Origin of the sequence: Streptomyces sp. NPDC046831 (assembly GCF_040645305.1) — a bacterium.
Taxonomy (GTDB): Bacteria; Actinomycetota; Actinomycetes; order Streptomycetales; family Streptomycetaceae; genus Streptomyces.
On record NZ_JBEYXZ010000027.1, the window covers coordinates 21495 to 35494 of the forward strand.

The following is a 14000-nucleotide window of genomic DNA, read 5'->3' on the forward strand; positions in this document are numbered from 1 at the left end:
CGGCATGGGCGAACCCGGCCGACGCGAGCGGACCCGGCCGACCTGGACGCTCCGCCCGGCATGGGCGAACCCGGCCGACGCGAGCGGACCCGGCCGACCTGGACGCTCCGCCCGGCATGGGCGAACCCGGCCGACGCGAGCGGACCCGGCCGACCTGGACGCTCCGCCCGGCATGGGCGAACCCGGCCGACGCGAGCGGACCCGGCCGGTTCTTCAGGCCCGCTCCAGCACCGCCATTGCCGCGTTGTGCCCCGGGACCCCGCTGACCCCTCCACCGCGCACCGCGCCGGCACCGCACAGCAGCACGTTGGCGTGCCGGGTCTCCACGCCCCAGCGGCCGGTGCCCTCCTGGGCGTAGGGCCAGCTCAGGGCCCGGTGGAAGATGTTCCCGCCGGGCAGCCGCAGGTCCCGTTCCAGGTCCAGCGGCGTCCTCGCCTCGATGCACGGCCGCCCGTCCGCATCGGTCGCCAGGCACTCGGTGAGCGGCTCGTCGAGGTGCGCGTCGAGCTGCTCCAGCGTCGCGGTCAGCAGCTCCTCGCGGACGGCGTCGTTGTCCTCGGCGAAGAGCCGGGCCGGCGTGTGCAGCCCGAACAGCGTGAGCGTGTGCCAGCCCCGCTCGGCCAGGCCGTCGCCGAGGATCGTGGGGTCGGTCAGGGAGTGGCAGTAGATCTCCGAGGGCGGCGCCGCCGGCAGCTCGCCGGCCGCGGCCTGGGCGTGCGCGGTGGCCAGCTGCTCGTAGCCCTCGGCGATGTGGAAGGTGCCGGCGAACGCCTCGCGCGGGTCGACGGAGGTGTCGCGCAGCCGCGGCAGCCGCTCCAGCAGCATGTTCACCTTCAGCTGGGCGCCCTCGGCGGGTTCGGGCGGCTCGTCGCCGGTCAGGGCGGCCAGCGCCTGCGGCGAGGCGTTCACCAGGACGTGCCGCGCGGCGACCGTGCCCTCACGGTCGCGCGTGCGGTAGGTGACCTCGGCCTCACGGCCGTCGCTCTGCACCCGCAGCACCTCGTGGCCGGTCGCGACGACCGCGCCGGCGGCGCGCGCGGCGTCGGCGAGCGCGTCGGTCAGGGCGCCCATGCCGCCGACCGGCACGTCCCAGGCGCCGGTGCCCCCGCCGATCACGTGGTAGAGGAAGCATCGGTTCTGCGCCAGGGACGGGTCGTGGGCGTCGGCGAAGGTGCCGATGAGCGCATCCGTGAGGACCACGCCGCGGACCAGGTCGTCGGTGAAGTGCTCCTCGATGGCGACGCCGACGGGCTCCTCGAACAGGGCGCGCCAGGCGTCCTCGTCGTCGACGCGGCGGCGCAGCTCGTCACGGGTGGGCAGCGGCTCGGTGAGAGTGGGGAAGACACGCTGTGCGACGCGTCCGGTCAGGTCGTAGAAGCGCTGCCAGGCCTCGTACTCGCGGTCGGAGCCGGTCAGCCGGGCGAAGGCCTCGCGGGTCCGCTGCTCGCCGCCGCCCACGAGCAGTCCGGTGGCCCGCCCGCCGCGCTCGACGGGGGTGTACGAGGAGACCGTGCGCGGCTGGAGGCGGACGTCGAGGCCCAAGTCCCGCAGGATCTTCCGTGGCAGCAGGCTGACCAGGTAGGAGTAGCGGGAGAGCCGGGCGTCGACACCCGGGAACGGGCGGGTGGAGACGGCGGCGCCGCCGGTGTGGTCCAGCCGTTCCAGGACGAGCACCGACCGTCCCGCCCGGGCCAGGTACGCGGCCGCGACCAGCCCGTTGTGCCCTCCGCCGACGATGACGGCGTCGTACGTGCCGTGCCCCTCGAATGCGCTCATGGTTCTTGGTAGCACGTGATGATCTAGGTCGGCCAGAGTGCGCGGCGGCGGGTGCGGGACGCCGGGCGGCGGAGCTGCCCGCGCATGCCGCCCGCCCGGGCCGGGCGGGTGTAGCCAGGGGTCGGCGGGGGTCGGCCGCCCGCGGCGCACACGTGCGGAAGAGCGGCGCGGCAGGACGCCGTGGTCGGCGGGTGACCGCCGCCGGCGCGGGGCCGGGGTCGTCGTCCCGGCGCGGCGGTGCGCCCTGCCGCGGCCGCCGGGCGCACCGGGGCGCGCCGTCCCCGGGCCGCTCCACGGCACACCATGCCGCCGCAACCGGTCAGCGCTCCCCGGTCACTTCAGCGTCGCCATGAACTCCGAGCAGGCGCGGGCGGCGGCCCGGCAGGCGGCCGCGGTCTTCTCGGCCTCCGGGTGCGGGTCGAAGACGTGCGCACTCTCCAGGCAGACGGTGCGGCACCACTCCAGCTGGACGCGGAGGCCGGCCTCGTCCTGGCTGTTCTGCTCGGAGAGCATGCGGCAGGTCGCGTCGCACACCTCCGCGCACATGATGCCCTTGCGGCGTATGAGTTCCTGGTCCTCGGTGCCGCCCGGATCGACCAGGCTCGCGCGCAGCGCGCACGCCCTGGCACAGTCCGTGCACGCCTGCGCACATGCGAAACGGTCCTCCAGGAACCGGATGAGTTCCTGCTGCGATGTCGAGGTAGTCACAGGGCGCGGGTTGCCGGTCCCGAACCCGCCAAACCCAGTGTTCCCAAGGGTTCCGGCCGTTTTCGCCACTGCCCCGAGGGCACTCGTCCGGCCCGCGGGGCAGGACGACGTGGAGGTGGATCGTGCCCGGACGACAGGAGCTGCCGTCGACGCTGGAACGCTCGCCCGAGGAGGCGCAGCGCACCTGGATCAAGGCGCACGACTCGGCGGTGGAGGAGTACGGCGAGGGCGAACGCGCGCACCGGGTGGCGTACGGCGCGCTGAAGCACAAGTACGAGAAGGTCGGCGACCACTGGGAGCGCAAGGAGGGCGGCCGGAAGGGGCCCTCGGACCCGCGGTCGGCCCGGCCCCGGCAGCAGGGCGGGCGCAGCGGCGAGGGCGTCGACGAGAACGCCTCCAAGCAGCACCTGTACGACATCGCCAGGCGCCTCGGCATCGACGGGCGGTCACGGATGTCGAAGGGGGACCTGCTGGACGCCGTCCGCAGGGCGAACCGCAAGCAGACCCGGCGGGCCAGGTCGGACTGACCGGTTCGCGGCGGCGGGCCGGGGGTACCCGCCCGCCATGAGTACCTCGACACTGAACCTCGCCGTCGCCCGGGACTTCATGGTCGGCATCGGCCCGCTCGTCGCGGGTCTGGTCGTGGTGGCACTGCTGATCGGAGCCTTCCGGATGGGCGTCCGGATCAGGCGCCGCGAACCCGGACCGCCGCGCCCGGAGGAGCAGCCGAGGCTGCCGGAGGGCGGCCCGGTCCACGAGGTTCTGGAGAACCGCGAGCCGGACGAGGTGCCCAGGAGCCGTGAGCGTCTGGACCCGCACCGGATGAAGAGCCACGGCAACGTCGCGTCCCGGACGAGCCCGACGCAGGAGCGTCCCCGCTGGGACGGAGGCAGCAGCGGCTCGTTCGGCAGCGGCGGAGCGGGCGGGCGCGGCTGACGGAGCCTCCCGGCTGCCGCGCGGAGGAACGCAACGCGCAGCCGGGCCGGCCGAGGGGTGAGCGCACGTGACGAAAAGGGGTCCGGGACTAGAGTCCGGGCCCCTTCGGCATGCCCGGGCTCGGGCGGATGCCCGGGTGCGCCCCGCCGGGCCCGTGGACGATGATGGGACGGCGCGGCCGTGCGCCGGTCACCCGGAGTCCGGGAGGAGGCCCGTCGCCATGCACCGCCTGAGGTCGCGCCCTCCCGGCCCCCTGCCGCGGTCCGGCCGGCGGGCGCGGTGAACGACCGGGGAGCGGCGGGCCGGCGGTCGGCGCTGCGCTCGTTCGCCTCCGAACTCCACCGGCGCGGCCGGGAACTGGAGCTGATGCACCGGGCTCTGGGCTTCGCCACGCTCGCGCTGGTCACGCTGGCCCCGCTGCTGATCGTGGTGGCGGCGGCGGACCCCCTGCGGCAGGGCGGGTTCGCGCTGTGGCTGGTGGACGGCATGGAGCTGTCCGGGCGGTCCGCCGCGGTGCTGTCGGACGTCTTCAGTCCGCCGCGCGAGGTGGTCGGCACCACCAGCGTGTGGGGCGGTCTGCTGCTGGCCCTGTTCGGCGTGTCGTTCGGCGCGAGCGTGCAGAACGGCTACGAGCGGGTGTGGCGGCTGCCCGCCGGGCCGTGGCACCGGATCTGGCGGCAGGCCGTCTGGCTGGTCGCGCTGATGGTGTACCTGTACGGGCAGGTGCAGACACGCACCCTGTTCGGCGGCACGTACCGGATGGCCCTGAGCGTGGTGCTCGGCGTGCTGTTCTTCTGGTGGAGCCAGCACTTCCTGCTCGGCAACCAGGTCCGCTGGCGGCAGGTGCTGCCCGGCGCCCTCGCCACCATGGCCGGCCTGGTGGGCCTGCGGGCCTTCTCGTCGCTGGTCTTCACCCCGCTCATCGTCACCAACGCCGTCAGCTACGGAGCCGTCGGCACCGTCCTGGTGGTCGAGTCGTGGCTGGTCGGCGTGGGATTCGTCGTCCACGGCGGCGCCCTCGTCGGGCAGCTGGTCTGGGAACGGCTCCGTCGCCGGCCCGGCTGATCCGTCACCCGGACGGATGCGCCGCTCCGGGCGCGCCGACACCCCTGCGCGTGTGCCGGGGGCGCGGCGGGGCACTCGGCCCGCGGCGGGCCGCGGGCCGAGCGGGTCCGCGTCGGCGAGGGAGGATTCCGTGGCGGACGGTGAGCAGCACTACGACGCCGGGGGCGAGACGCCCGTCGGTGGGTACGCCCTCCTCGCGGCGGCCTTCGCCACGAGCGCGGCCCTCTGCGGGCTCCTGGCGCGGCGCCGGGGCGTGCGGCTGCCCGACCGGATCCCGCCCTCGGACCTGGCGCTGCTGGGCGCGGCGACGTTCAAGGCGTCCCGGCTGCTGGCCAAGGACAAGGTCACCAGTTTCCTGCGGGCCCCCTTCACCCGCCGCGCGGAGGAGCTGCCGGCCGGCGAGGTGACGGACGAGCCCCGCGGGACCGGGGTGCGGCGCGCGGTCGGCGACCTGGTGTCCTGCCCGTTCTGCGTGTCCGTGTGGGTGGCCGGCGCCCTCGTGGGCGGGTACGCCTGCTGGCCGCGGGCGACCCGGCTGGTGTGCACGGGACTGGGGGCCGTCACGGTGGCGGACTGGCTGCAGTACGGCTGGAGCTGGACGGAGGAGAAGGCCGAGGGCTGAGCGCGGTGCGCACGGTGACCGAGCTGGCCGTGCTGGTCGGACTGCAGGCGTCGGGCAAGAGCACCTTCTACCACCAGCGGCTCGCGGGCCGCTTCGACCTGGTGAGCAAGGACCTCTTCCCCCGGAGCGCGCGTCACAAGCAGGCCCGTCAGATGCGGCTGGTCGGGCAGGCCCTGGCCGCGGGCCGGTCGGTGGCGGTCGACAACACCAACCCCTCCCCCGACGAGTGGTGCCCGCTGATCGACGCGGGGCGCGCCCACGGCGCCGCCGTCCTCGCGTACTGGTTCCCGCCCGACCCGCAGAGCTCGCTGCGCCGCAACGCCGCGCGCCCGGGCCGGGCCCGTGTGCCGGACGTCGGCATCCACGCGACGCTCAAGCGGCTGCGCCGGCCCGGTACCGGCGACGGTTTCGACGCGGTGTTCGAGGTGCGGTTCGACGGCCGCGGGGGGTTCGAGGTCAGACGGGCCTGAGCACGTCCATGCCTCCGGGTGCGGTCGTACAGGTGACCAGCGCCGCCGCAAGGCCGATACTGCGGAGAGCGGGCGGACGCACCCACTGAGCCGCCCGTGGCGCGCTGCTCCGTCGGCCTGGCGTGCGACGGCCCCGCGCCCCGCGTCCGGACCGCACCCGACCTCATCGACAAGCGCCAGACCGACACCGCCCGCCGGGCTCATCAGGAGGCAGCCGTGAAGATGCTCATCAACGTCGCGGAAACCGTGGTCACGGACGCGCTGCGCGGCATGGCGGCCACCCATCCCGAGCTGATCGTCGACGTGGAGAACCGGGTGATCGTACGGCGGGACGCCCCCGTGGCGGGGAAGGTCGCCCTCGTCTCCGGCGGCGGCTCGGGGCACGAGCCGCTGCACGGGGGGTTCGTGGGCCCGGGGATGCTGTCCGCGGCCTGTCCGGGCGAGGTGTTCACCTCTCCGGTGCCCGACCAGATGGTGCGGGCCGCGGCGGCCGTGGACAGCGGCGCGGGCGTGCTGTTCGTCGTCAAGAACTACACCGGTGACGTGCTCAACTTCGACATGGCGGCCGAACTCGCCGAGGACGAGGGCATCCAGGTGGCGAAAGTGCTGGTCAACGATGACGTGGCGGTGACCGACAGCCTGTACACGGCCGGCCGTCGCGGCACCGGGGCGACGTTGTTCGTGGAGAAGATCGCCGGTGCCGCCGCCGACGAGGGGCAGCCGCTGGAGCGGGTGGAGGCGATAGGCCGGCAGGTCAACGAGAACTCCCGCAGCTTCGGCGTCGCGCTGAGCGCCTGCACCACCCCGGCCAAGGGCAGCCCGACCTTCGACCTGCCGTCCGGCGAGCTGGAGCTGGGGGTCGGTATCCACGGCGAACCGGGCCGGGAGCGCCGCGCGATGATGACCTCCGGTGAGATCGCGGACTTCTCGGTACACGCGATCCTGGAGGACATGAACCCGCGCAACCCCGTGCTGCTGCTGGTCAACGGCATGGGCGCGACCCCGCTGCTGGAGCTGTACGGCTTCGCCGCCGAGGTGCACCGGGTGCTCGCGGCGCGAGGTGTGCCGGTAGCCCGCGCACTGGTCGGCAACTACGTCACCTCCCTCGACATGGCAGGCGCCTCGGTCACGCTGTGCCAGGTCGACGAGGAGCTGCTGAGGCTGTGGGACGCCCCCGTGAACACGCCGGGCCTGCGCTGGGGCGTGTGACACGGCGGCGGGGACGGCCCGTCCCCGGACGCGCTCGACGTACCTACGACGCAAGGAGTTCCCGTGCTCGACGCCCGATTCTTCCGCCGTTGGATGACGGCGACCGCCGCGTCCGTGGACCGCGAGGCGGAACGGCTGACCGCCCTCGACTCGCCCATCGGCGACGCCGACCACGGCACCAATCTGCAGCGCGGTTTCACCGCCGTCCGGGCGGCGCTGGAGAAGGAGGAGCCGGACACGCCCGGCGCGGTCCTCGTACTCGCCGGGCGTCGGCTGATATCGACGGTCGGCGGCGCCTCCGGTCCGCTGTACGGCACCCTGCTGCGCCGCGCGGGCAAGGCGCTCGGCGACGCCGCCGAGGTGAGCGGGGAACAGCTCGCCGAGGCGCTCCGGGCGGGCGTGGACGGTGTGATGACGCTGGGCGGGGCCAAGCCGGGCGACAAGACCATGATCGACGCGTTGGTGCCGGCCGTGGACGCGCTCGGCGAGGGCTTCGCCGCCGCGCGGACCGCCGCCGAGGGGGGCGCCGAGGCCACGATCCCGATGCTGGCCCGCAAGGGCCGCGCGAGTTACCTCGGCGAACGCAGCGTCGGGCACCAGGACCCGGGCGCGACCTCGTCCGCGCTGCTGATCGCAGGACTGTCCGAAGCCGCGGAGGCCGACGGTGAATGACGACAAGGACCAGAGGCTGGTCGGCATCGTGCTGGTGTCGCACAGCGCGCAGGTGGCCACGTCGGTGGCCGAGCTGGCGAAGGGACTGGCGAGCGGTGCGGCGGCGGTGCCCGTGGCACCGGCGGGCGGCACCGAGGGCGGCGGGCTGGGCACCAGTGCCGAACTGGTCTCCGCCGCGGCCGCGTCCGTGGACCGGGGCGCCGGCGTGGCGGTGCTGACCGACCTCGGCAGCGCCGTGCTCACCGTCAAGGCACTTCTCGCCGAGGGCGACGAGCTGCCGGACAACACCCGCCTGGTGGACGCGCCGTTCGTCGAGGGCGCGGTCGCCGCGGTGGTGACGGCGTCGACGGGAGCCGGTATCGACGCGGTGGAGGCGGCGGCCGCGGACGCGTACTCCTACCGGAAGGTCTGAGGCCTCGGGTCGCGTGTCCGAGGCGGGGCCCCTGCCCGGAGACGGTGTCCGGCGCCGCCGCGAGGGCGTAAGCGCCCCGCGCCTGCCGCCGGGGGCGGTCCGGCCCGTCGCCGGGCGGGAGGCGGATCCCGGGCGGGAGGCGGGTCCACGCGTCCACAGGTGGGTCACGCCTGCCCCGGCGCCGGCGGATGGTGGCTCGCAGGGAGCCGGGGGCCGGGCCCCACCGGGCTTCGGCCCCCGGCCGCCCGCGCCGGCGCGGCATCAGCGACGACAGCGGTCCGCGCGGCAGCTGCAACTCCCCTGTCGCTCCGGGGAGGTTCGGCTCGGGGTGGTTCAGCATACGTAACGGATCCGGCAGGTCACCAGGTCCGCCCCCCGGGTGTGGGGGCGGCCACACTCCGGGCGGCGGTGGCGGGGAGCCGCGGCCTGGCCCGTCCGGGGCATCACCAGCGCCGCCGCCGCACGGCGCTGCACGGGCGCGGGTGCCGGCACCGGCACCGGCACCGGCACTGGCACTGGCACTGGCACTGGCACTGGCACTGGCACCGAAGGGTCATCGGGAATCCTTACGATGGCCGACATGGCCCATAGGAAATCCGATGGCCGTGGCGCGCCCGTCCCCCCGGCTCCGCTCGATCTCTCCCTCCTGCGCACGTTCCTCGCCGTGCACCGCGCGGGTTCGTTCACCGCCGGTGCGCGACTGCTGGGGCTGTCCCAGCCGACGTGACGGCGCAGATCAGGGCTCTGGAGGGGCAGCTGGGCCGGGAGCTGTTCGAGCGGCGGTCGCGCGGAGTGGAACCCACTGCGGTCGCGGACCAGCTGGCCGCGCGGGTCGCGGCCCCGCTGGACGCGCTCGCGGCCGTCGCCGACCGCGGGGGCCCGGCTGCCGAGCGGGCTCCGGATCCGGTGCACCTGGCCGGGCCGGCCGAGGTGCTGTGCACCCGGGTCCTGCCCGCGCTGGCCCCTCTCGTCGAACAGGGCGTGCGCCTGCGGACCAGCACCGGACTGACCGACGACCTGCTGCGGGCGCAGCGCGCCGGACGCCACGATCTGGTGATCGCGACGTCACGGCCCCAGGGGCGCACGCTGAACTGGGTGCCCCTGATGGACGAGGAGTTCGTGCTCGTCGCCGCGCCCGCCTGGGCCCGGCGCATCGACCCGGGCCGCGTCGCCGCCGAGGGGCCCGCCGCGCTGTCCGGGGCCCCGCTGGTCACCTATGCCGAGGACCTGCCGATCGCCCGGCGCTACTGGCGGCACGTCTTCGGCACCCGGCTGACCGGGCAGCCCGCGATCACCGTGCCGGATCTGAGGGGCGTGCTGGCCGCGGTGACCGCCGGCGCCGGGATCACCGTGCTCCCCCGCTATCTGTGCCTGGACGAGCTGGACTCCGGCGCCCTGGTGCCACTGCTGTCGCCCGCGGATCCGCCGATCAACACCGCCTACCTCACACAGCGCCCCGGGGCGTCCGACAACCCGCACGTGCTGCTGGTCCGGGAGCGGCTGCTCGCGGCGGCGCGCGCCTGGTGAGGGCCGGCCTCGTCCGGGCGGCGGGGCGCCTGCGCGCACCGCCGGACGTCCCGTCACCCGGCTGGCCGCGCTCGGCGTGCGCGAGGCGGCGTCGGGACGTTGGCTGCCCCTGAGGCAGCACGGGCGTCTCCCTATCTCCGGCGGTGCACGGGACGGACCGCCGACCGTGCGCCCGGAGGACTGTCCATGCGCGCTTCCCAGCCACTGCTCCGCCCGGTTCCGGTGGCGGCGGCCGCCGCGCTCACGGCCGGCCTCGCCGCCGGACCGGCCGCCACGTGGCCGGGCATCTCGGTGAGCGCCCAGGGCTCCACGGTCTCGGTCGTCACCAGCACCTGCACCCTGGTCGACGGCAGCTGGGGCACCGCGTCGCTGCTCAGCAGCGGGCAGGTGAACTTCGGCCAGGGACGCCAGGTGCCCCTGGAGCGGACGCCGGCCGGTCAGGCCGCCACCTGGCGGAGCGTGTCCCCGGGCATGTACACGGTCGTCGTGCTGTGCTCCGACAACTTCACGGCCGGCACCCAGTCCGTGGTCGTCCCGGCGCCCTCGCCCCCCACGGCCTCGGCCACTTCCTCCCCGTCGCTCGGGGTGATGGGCGCCCTGGGCGGCGGCACGAAGGGATACGGGACCGTCGCGTTCGCGGCGGGCGGGGCGCTGGTGGGCGCGGCGATGATCGCCGCCGGCTGGGTACTGCGCCGGCGCTCGCGGCCGTACCGGCTCTGACCGCCGCCGCTCCGGACTCCCGCCGGTCCGGGCCGGCCCCCGGACTGGTCCGGACCGCGCTCCGGACCGGACCGACGTACCGGCACCGGCCGGCGACCCGCCCCGGGCCGACGACGCACCCGCCCGCGCCGGTGCCTCGAACGGTCGGGCACGCCCCCTTGCAGCGACGCCCCGCCGAGCGCCGATGCGCCCCACCGAAAGGGCCTCCGGTCGGACCGGCACGCGCCGTCCGGCGACGCCCCGCTGAGCTTCGACCGGCCCGACCGGAAAGGCCCCTCGCCAGGACCGGCACCCCCTAGCAGCGACGCCCCGCCGAACGCCGGCCCGACCGTCCGGACCGCAAGCCGTCCCCGCGCCCCGGTCACCCCGGTCGTCGGCCGCCGGTGTGCGCCGTTGTCCCGGCCGCCGGGTCCGGGCCCGCCTCCTCGCGCGCGCCCGCGTCCGCGTCCGTGTCCTCGGTCGTCCCGCCCGCCCCGTCCCCGTCGGGAAGTTCGGCGAACTCCTCCAGTGCGTGCGCGAGCCACCGGGTCCAGAAGGTCTCCAGGTCGATGCCGGCCCGCAGCACCAGGTGCCGCAGCCGGTCCTGGGCGCTGTCCCTGCCGGGCGGGAAGTCCCGCTCCTCGATGGCGCGGTACTCCGCCAACTGCCGCTCGTGCAGCTCCAGGTGGCGCCCGAGGTCGCTCCGGAGACCGGCGGTGCCGACCACCGCGGCGGCGCGCAGCCGCAGCAGCAGCACGTCCCGGTGGGGCTTCGGGTCCTGGGAGGCGGCCGTCCAGCGGGCCAGTTCGCGGCGGCCCGCGGGCAGGACCTCGTAGCTCTTCTTCTGCCCCCGGGCCGGCTGCTCGGCCGGCAGGGTGCGGATCAGCCCCTCGGCCTCCAGTCTCCCCAGCTCACGGTAGATCTGCTGATGCGTCGCCGACCAGAAGTAGCCGATCGACCTGTCGAAGCGGCGCGTCAGCTCCAGCCCCGACGACGGCTTCTCGAGCAGGGCGGTGAGGATCGCGTGCGGGAGGGACATGGCGTCATCCTAGGGAGGTGCCGTCCGGATGGCGGAGGGGCTACAGGGCGGCGGCCAGCTCCGTGCCCTGCTTGATGGCGCGCTTGGCGTCCAGTTCGGCGGCCACGTCCGCGCCGCCGATGAGGTGCGCGCTGCGTCCGGCCGCGACCAGGTCGTCGAACAGGTCGCGGCGCGGTTCCTGCCCGGTGCACAGCACGACGGTGTCGACCTCCAGGACGGTGCCGACGCCGTCGACGGTGATGTGCAGGCCCGCGTCGTCGATCCGGTCGTAGCGCACGCCCGGCACCATGGTGACGCCGCGGTGCTTGAGCTCGGTGCGGTGGATCCAGCCGGTGGTCTTGCCGAGGCCCGCGCCGACCTTGGTGGTCCTGCGCTGCAGCAGGTGCACGGTGCGCGGCGGGGCGGGCCGCTCGGGGGCGGCGAGTCCGCCGGGCGTGCGGTAGTCCATGTCGACGCCCCACTGCCGGAAGTACGTCGCCGGGTCCTCGTGGGCCTTCTCGCCGCCGTCGGTGAGGTACTCGGCGACGTCGAAACCGATGCCGCCGGCGCCGAGGATCGCCACCCGGTCGCCGACGGGGGCGCCGTCGCGCAGCACGTCGAGGTAGCCGAGGACGCGGGGGTGGTCGACGCCGGGGATGTCGGGGGTGCGCGGGGTCACGCCGGTGGCGACGACGACCTCCTCGAAGCCGCCGAGGGCGTCCGCGGTCACGTGGGTGTTCAGCCGTACGTCGACGCCGTGTTCGCCGAGCTGGTGGCGGAAGTAGCGCAGGGTCTCGTCGAACTCCTGCTTGCCGGGCACCTTGCGGGCGACGTTGAGCTGGCCGCCGATCTCGCTCGCGGCGTCGAACAGGGTGACGTCGTGGCCGCGTTCGGCCGCGCCGACGGCGCAGGCGAGGCCGGCGGGGCCCGCACCGACGACGGCGACGCGCTTGCGGCGCCGGGTCGGGGACAGCACGAGCTCGGTCTCGTGGCAGGCGCGCGGGTTGACGAGGCAGGAGGTGAGCCGGCCGCTGAAGGTGTGGTCCAGGCAGGCCTGGTTGCAGCCGATGCAGGTGTTGATGGCCTCGGGCCGGCCGGCGGCGGCCTTGGCGACGAAGTCGGGGTCGGCGAGCATCGGGCGGGCCATCGACACCATGTCCGCGCAGCCGTCGGCGAGCAACTGCTCGGCCAGTTCGGGTGTGTTGATGCGGTTGGTCGTCACCAGCGGCACGGAGACCGCGCCCATGAGCTTCCTGGTGACCCAGGTGTAGGCGCCGCGCGGCACGGAGGTCGCGATGGTGGGGATGCGGGCCTCGTGCCAGCCGATGCCGGTGTTGATGAGGGTGGCTCCCGCGGCCTCGACGGCCCGGGCGAGCGTGATCACCTCCTCCAGCGACGAGCCGCCCGGTACCAGGTCCAGCATGGACAGCCGGTAGATGACGATGAAGTCCTCGCCGACCGCCTCGCGCACCCGGCGGACGATCTCCACCGGGAAGCGCATGCGGTTCTCGTACGAGCCGCCCCAGCGGTCGGTGCGGTGGTTGGTCGGCGCGGCGACGAACTCGTTGACGAGGTAGCCCTCGGAGCCCATGATCTCGACGCCGTCGTAGCCCGCCTGCCGCGCGAGGCGGGCGGTGCGGACGTAGTCGCCGATGGTGCGCTCGACGTCCTCGTCGGTGAGCTCGCGGGGCGGGTAGGGGCTGATGGGCGCCTGGAGCGGGCTGGGGGCGACCAGGTCGGGGTGGTAGGCGTACCGGCCGAAGTGGAGGATCTGCAGGGCGATCCGGCCGCCCTCGCGGTGGACGGCGGCGGTGACCGCGGCGTGCGGTGCGGCCTCCTCCTCGGTGGTGAGCTTCGCACCGCCGGGGTAGGGCCGGCCCTCGTCGTTGGGCGCGATGCCCCCGGTGACGATGAGCCCCACTCCCCCGCGGGCCCGGGCGGCGTAGAACTCCGCCATCCGCTCGAAGCCGCCCTCGGCCTCCTCCAGGCCCACGTGCATGGAGCCCATGAGGACGCGGTTCGGCAGCGTGGTGAAGCCCAGGTCGAGCGGGCTCAGCAGGTGCGGGTAACGGCTCATCGGCCCCTCCGTGCGCGGTGTCGTCCCCGTAGTTGTAGAGGACGCCACCGGCTTTGTGCAACTAGTTGCACAATGGAGTGGAGGTCGCCACGGCACGCCGCGGGAGGGCACGGGCCCCGAGGAGCCGGACGACGGGGCGCGGCCCGCGGGAGATCGCGGGCCGCGTCACCTCAGTGGCTTTCCAGCCGCAGGTGCAGTTCGCTCTCCTGGTCGCCGGAGGCCGCGCTCAGGTCGCGCACCGTGAAGAGGCTGTCCAGGGTCAGGCGGAACCGGTCGAGCGCCCAGTAGCCGCCCTGCAGGTCGGCCGTGACGGACGCCCCGAGCCGGGTGGGGCCGCACTCCCCGTGCTCCTCGGCGACGTCGAAGGTGCCGAGCCAGACGGTCGGGCGCACCTCGTGGCACTCGCGGGGCACGTCCTCCGCGCACCGGTCGGAGGTGAAGCAGGAGCACAGGGCGTCGAACACGACCCGGGCGTCCTCCTTGCTGCATCCGCTCAGCTCCACCGAGACGGACTCCCGGTGCGGTCGCTCACTGTCCATCGTGATCGCTCCTTCCGTGGCCGCGCCGCGGTACCGCGGGTGCCGCCACCGACGGCGCGCTCCACACTCAGCAAAGCACTCTCCCGCCGGGCGGGCACCACCTGCGGGCGGGCACCACCTGCGGCCGCGCACCCCGTCACGCGCGCCACCAGCGGCCCGGCCGGGCCCGCGGCAGACCTTCCGGCCGGCTCGGCGGGACGGCCGCGGCCGTGTTGAGGGATGGTGGAGGAAGGCGGCGGACCGTCGATGATGTCGTGCGGGCGCGGTACA

The 14000-nt window shown here is 74.9% G+C and carries 13 protein-coding genes and 2 pseudogenes; 10 read left to right on the forward strand and 5 right to left on the reverse strand.

What is annotated here, in order from left to right; translation table 11 throughout:
* Positions 1-213: 213 nt before the first annotated feature.
* Positions 214-1776: an NAD(P)/FAD-dependent oxidoreductase gene (locus ABZ920_RS21925; RefSeq protein WP_361507462.1), complete on the reverse strand. Its 1563-nt coding sequence runs from the start codon at positions 1774-1776 to the stop codon at positions 214-216.
* Between the two features lie 333 nt (positions 1777-2109).
* Positions 2110-2484: a ferredoxin gene (locus ABZ920_RS21930; RefSeq protein WP_361507465.1), complete on the reverse strand. Its 375-nt coding sequence runs from the start codon at positions 2482-2484 to the stop codon at positions 2110-2112.
* 122 nt (positions 2485-2606) lie between these two features.
* On the opposite strand from ABZ920_RS21930, the gene ABZ920_RS21935 reads away from it, so the two are divergent.
* The 10 genes and pseudogenes from ABZ920_RS21935 (at position 2607) to ABZ920_RS21980 (ending at position 10117) form a co-directional block, all read left to right on the forward strand.
* The gene (locus ABZ920_RS21935; RefSeq protein ID WP_361507468.1) at positions 2607-3011 is read left to right on the forward strand and encodes a ChaB family protein; all 405 of its coding nucleotides are present in this window, start codon (positions 2607-2609) and stop codon (positions 3009-3011) included.
* 37 nt (positions 3012-3048) lie between these two features.
* Complete coding sequence (locus ABZ920_RS21940) at positions 3049-3420, forward strand: DUF6479 family protein (protein ID WP_361507471.1); 372 nt, start codon at positions 3049-3051, stop codon at positions 3418-3420.
* A gap of 279 nt (positions 3421-3699) precedes the next feature.
* Positions 3700-4485 carry a ribonuclease BN gene (locus tag ABZ920_RS21945; protein WP_361507474.1) on the forward strand — a complete coding sequence of 262 codons (786 nt, stop codon included), beginning with the start codon at positions 3700-3702 and terminating at the stop codon, positions 4483-4485.
* 130 nt (positions 4486-4615) lie between these two features.
* Complete coding sequence (locus tag ABZ920_RS21950; protein ID WP_361507477.1) at positions 4616-5107, forward strand: DUF1360 domain-containing protein; 492 nt, start codon at positions 4616-4618, stop codon at positions 5105-5107.
* A gap of 14 nt (positions 5108-5121) precedes the next feature.
* Positions 5122-5577, forward strand: coding sequence for an ATP-binding protein (locus ABZ920_RS21955; RefSeq protein ID WP_361507480.1), 456 nt, complete (start codon positions 5122-5124; stop codon positions 5575-5577).
* Positions 5578-5793: 216 nt separating this feature from the next.
* On the forward strand, positions 5794-6786 hold the full coding sequence (gene dhaK / locus ABZ920_RS21960; RefSeq protein ID WP_361507661.1) for a dihydroxyacetone kinase subunit DhaK: 993 nt from the start codon (positions 5794-5796) through the stop codon (positions 6784-6786).
* 63 nt (positions 6787-6849) lie between these two features.
* Positions 6850-7458: a dihydroxyacetone kinase subunit DhaL gene (gene dhaL / locus ABZ920_RS21965; protein ID WP_361507483.1), complete on the forward strand. Its 609-nt coding sequence runs from the start codon at positions 6850-6852 to the stop codon at positions 7456-7458.
* On the forward strand, positions 7451-7870 hold the full coding sequence (locus ABZ920_RS21970) for a PTS fructose transporter subunit IIA (RefSeq protein ID WP_361507486.1): 420 nt from the start codon (positions 7451-7453) through the stop codon (positions 7868-7870). The genes dhaL and ABZ920_RS21970 overlap by 8 nt, the downstream gene beginning before the upstream one ends.
* Before the next feature lie 580 nt (positions 7871-8450).
* A pseudogene (locus tag ABZ920_RS21975) lies at positions 8451-9397 on the forward strand (LysR family transcriptional regulator).
* Between the two features lie 186 nt (positions 9398-9583).
* Complete coding sequence (locus ABZ920_RS21980) at positions 9584-10117, forward strand: hypothetical protein (protein ID WP_361507489.1); 534 nt, start codon at positions 9584-9586, stop codon at positions 10115-10117.
* Positions 10118-10592: 475 nt separating this feature from the next.
* Here the strand turns inward: ABZ920_RS21980 and ABZ920_RS21985 are convergent.
* The 3 genes and pseudogenes from ABZ920_RS21985 to ABZ920_RS21995 form a co-directional block, all read right to left on the reverse strand.
* Positions 10593-11135, reverse strand: a pseudogene (locus tag ABZ920_RS21985) (helix-turn-helix transcriptional regulator); the annotation flags it as partial.
* A 40-nt stretch (positions 11136-11175) separates the two neighbouring features.
* Entirely contained in the window at positions 11176-13191 is a 2016-nt protein-coding gene (locus ABZ920_RS21990; protein WP_361507492.1) for an NADPH-dependent 2,4-dienoyl-CoA reductase, read from the reverse strand.
* 170 nt (positions 13192-13361) lie between these two features.
* Positions 13362-13730, reverse strand: a complete 369-nt coding sequence (locus ABZ920_RS21995) for a hypothetical protein (RefSeq protein ID WP_361507495.1) — start codon at positions 13728-13730, stop codon at positions 13362-13364.
* Positions 13731-14000 lie beyond the last annotated feature (270 nt).

Coding starts and splice junctions, on each gene's coding strand:
- ABZ920_RS21925 (WP_361507462.1), bottom strand. CDS start 1,776: ATGAGCGCATTCGAGGGGCACGGCACGTACGACGCCGTCATCGTCGGC.
- ABZ920_RS21990 (WP_361507492.1), bottom strand. CDS start 13,191: ATGAGCCGTTACCCGCACCTGCTGAGCCCGCTCGACCTGGGCTTCACC.
- ABZ920_RS21995 (WP_361507495.1), bottom strand. CDS start 13,730: ATGGACAGTGAGCGACCGCACCGGGAGTCCGTCTCGGTGGAGCTGAGC.
- ABZ920_RS21940 (WP_361507471.1), top strand. CDS start 3,049: ATGAGTACCTCGACACTGAACCTCGCCGTCGCCCGGGACTTCATGGTC.
- ABZ920_RS21980 (WP_361507489.1), top strand. CDS start 9,584: ATGCGCGCTTCCCAGCCACTGCTCCGCCCGGTTCCGGTGGCGGCGGCC.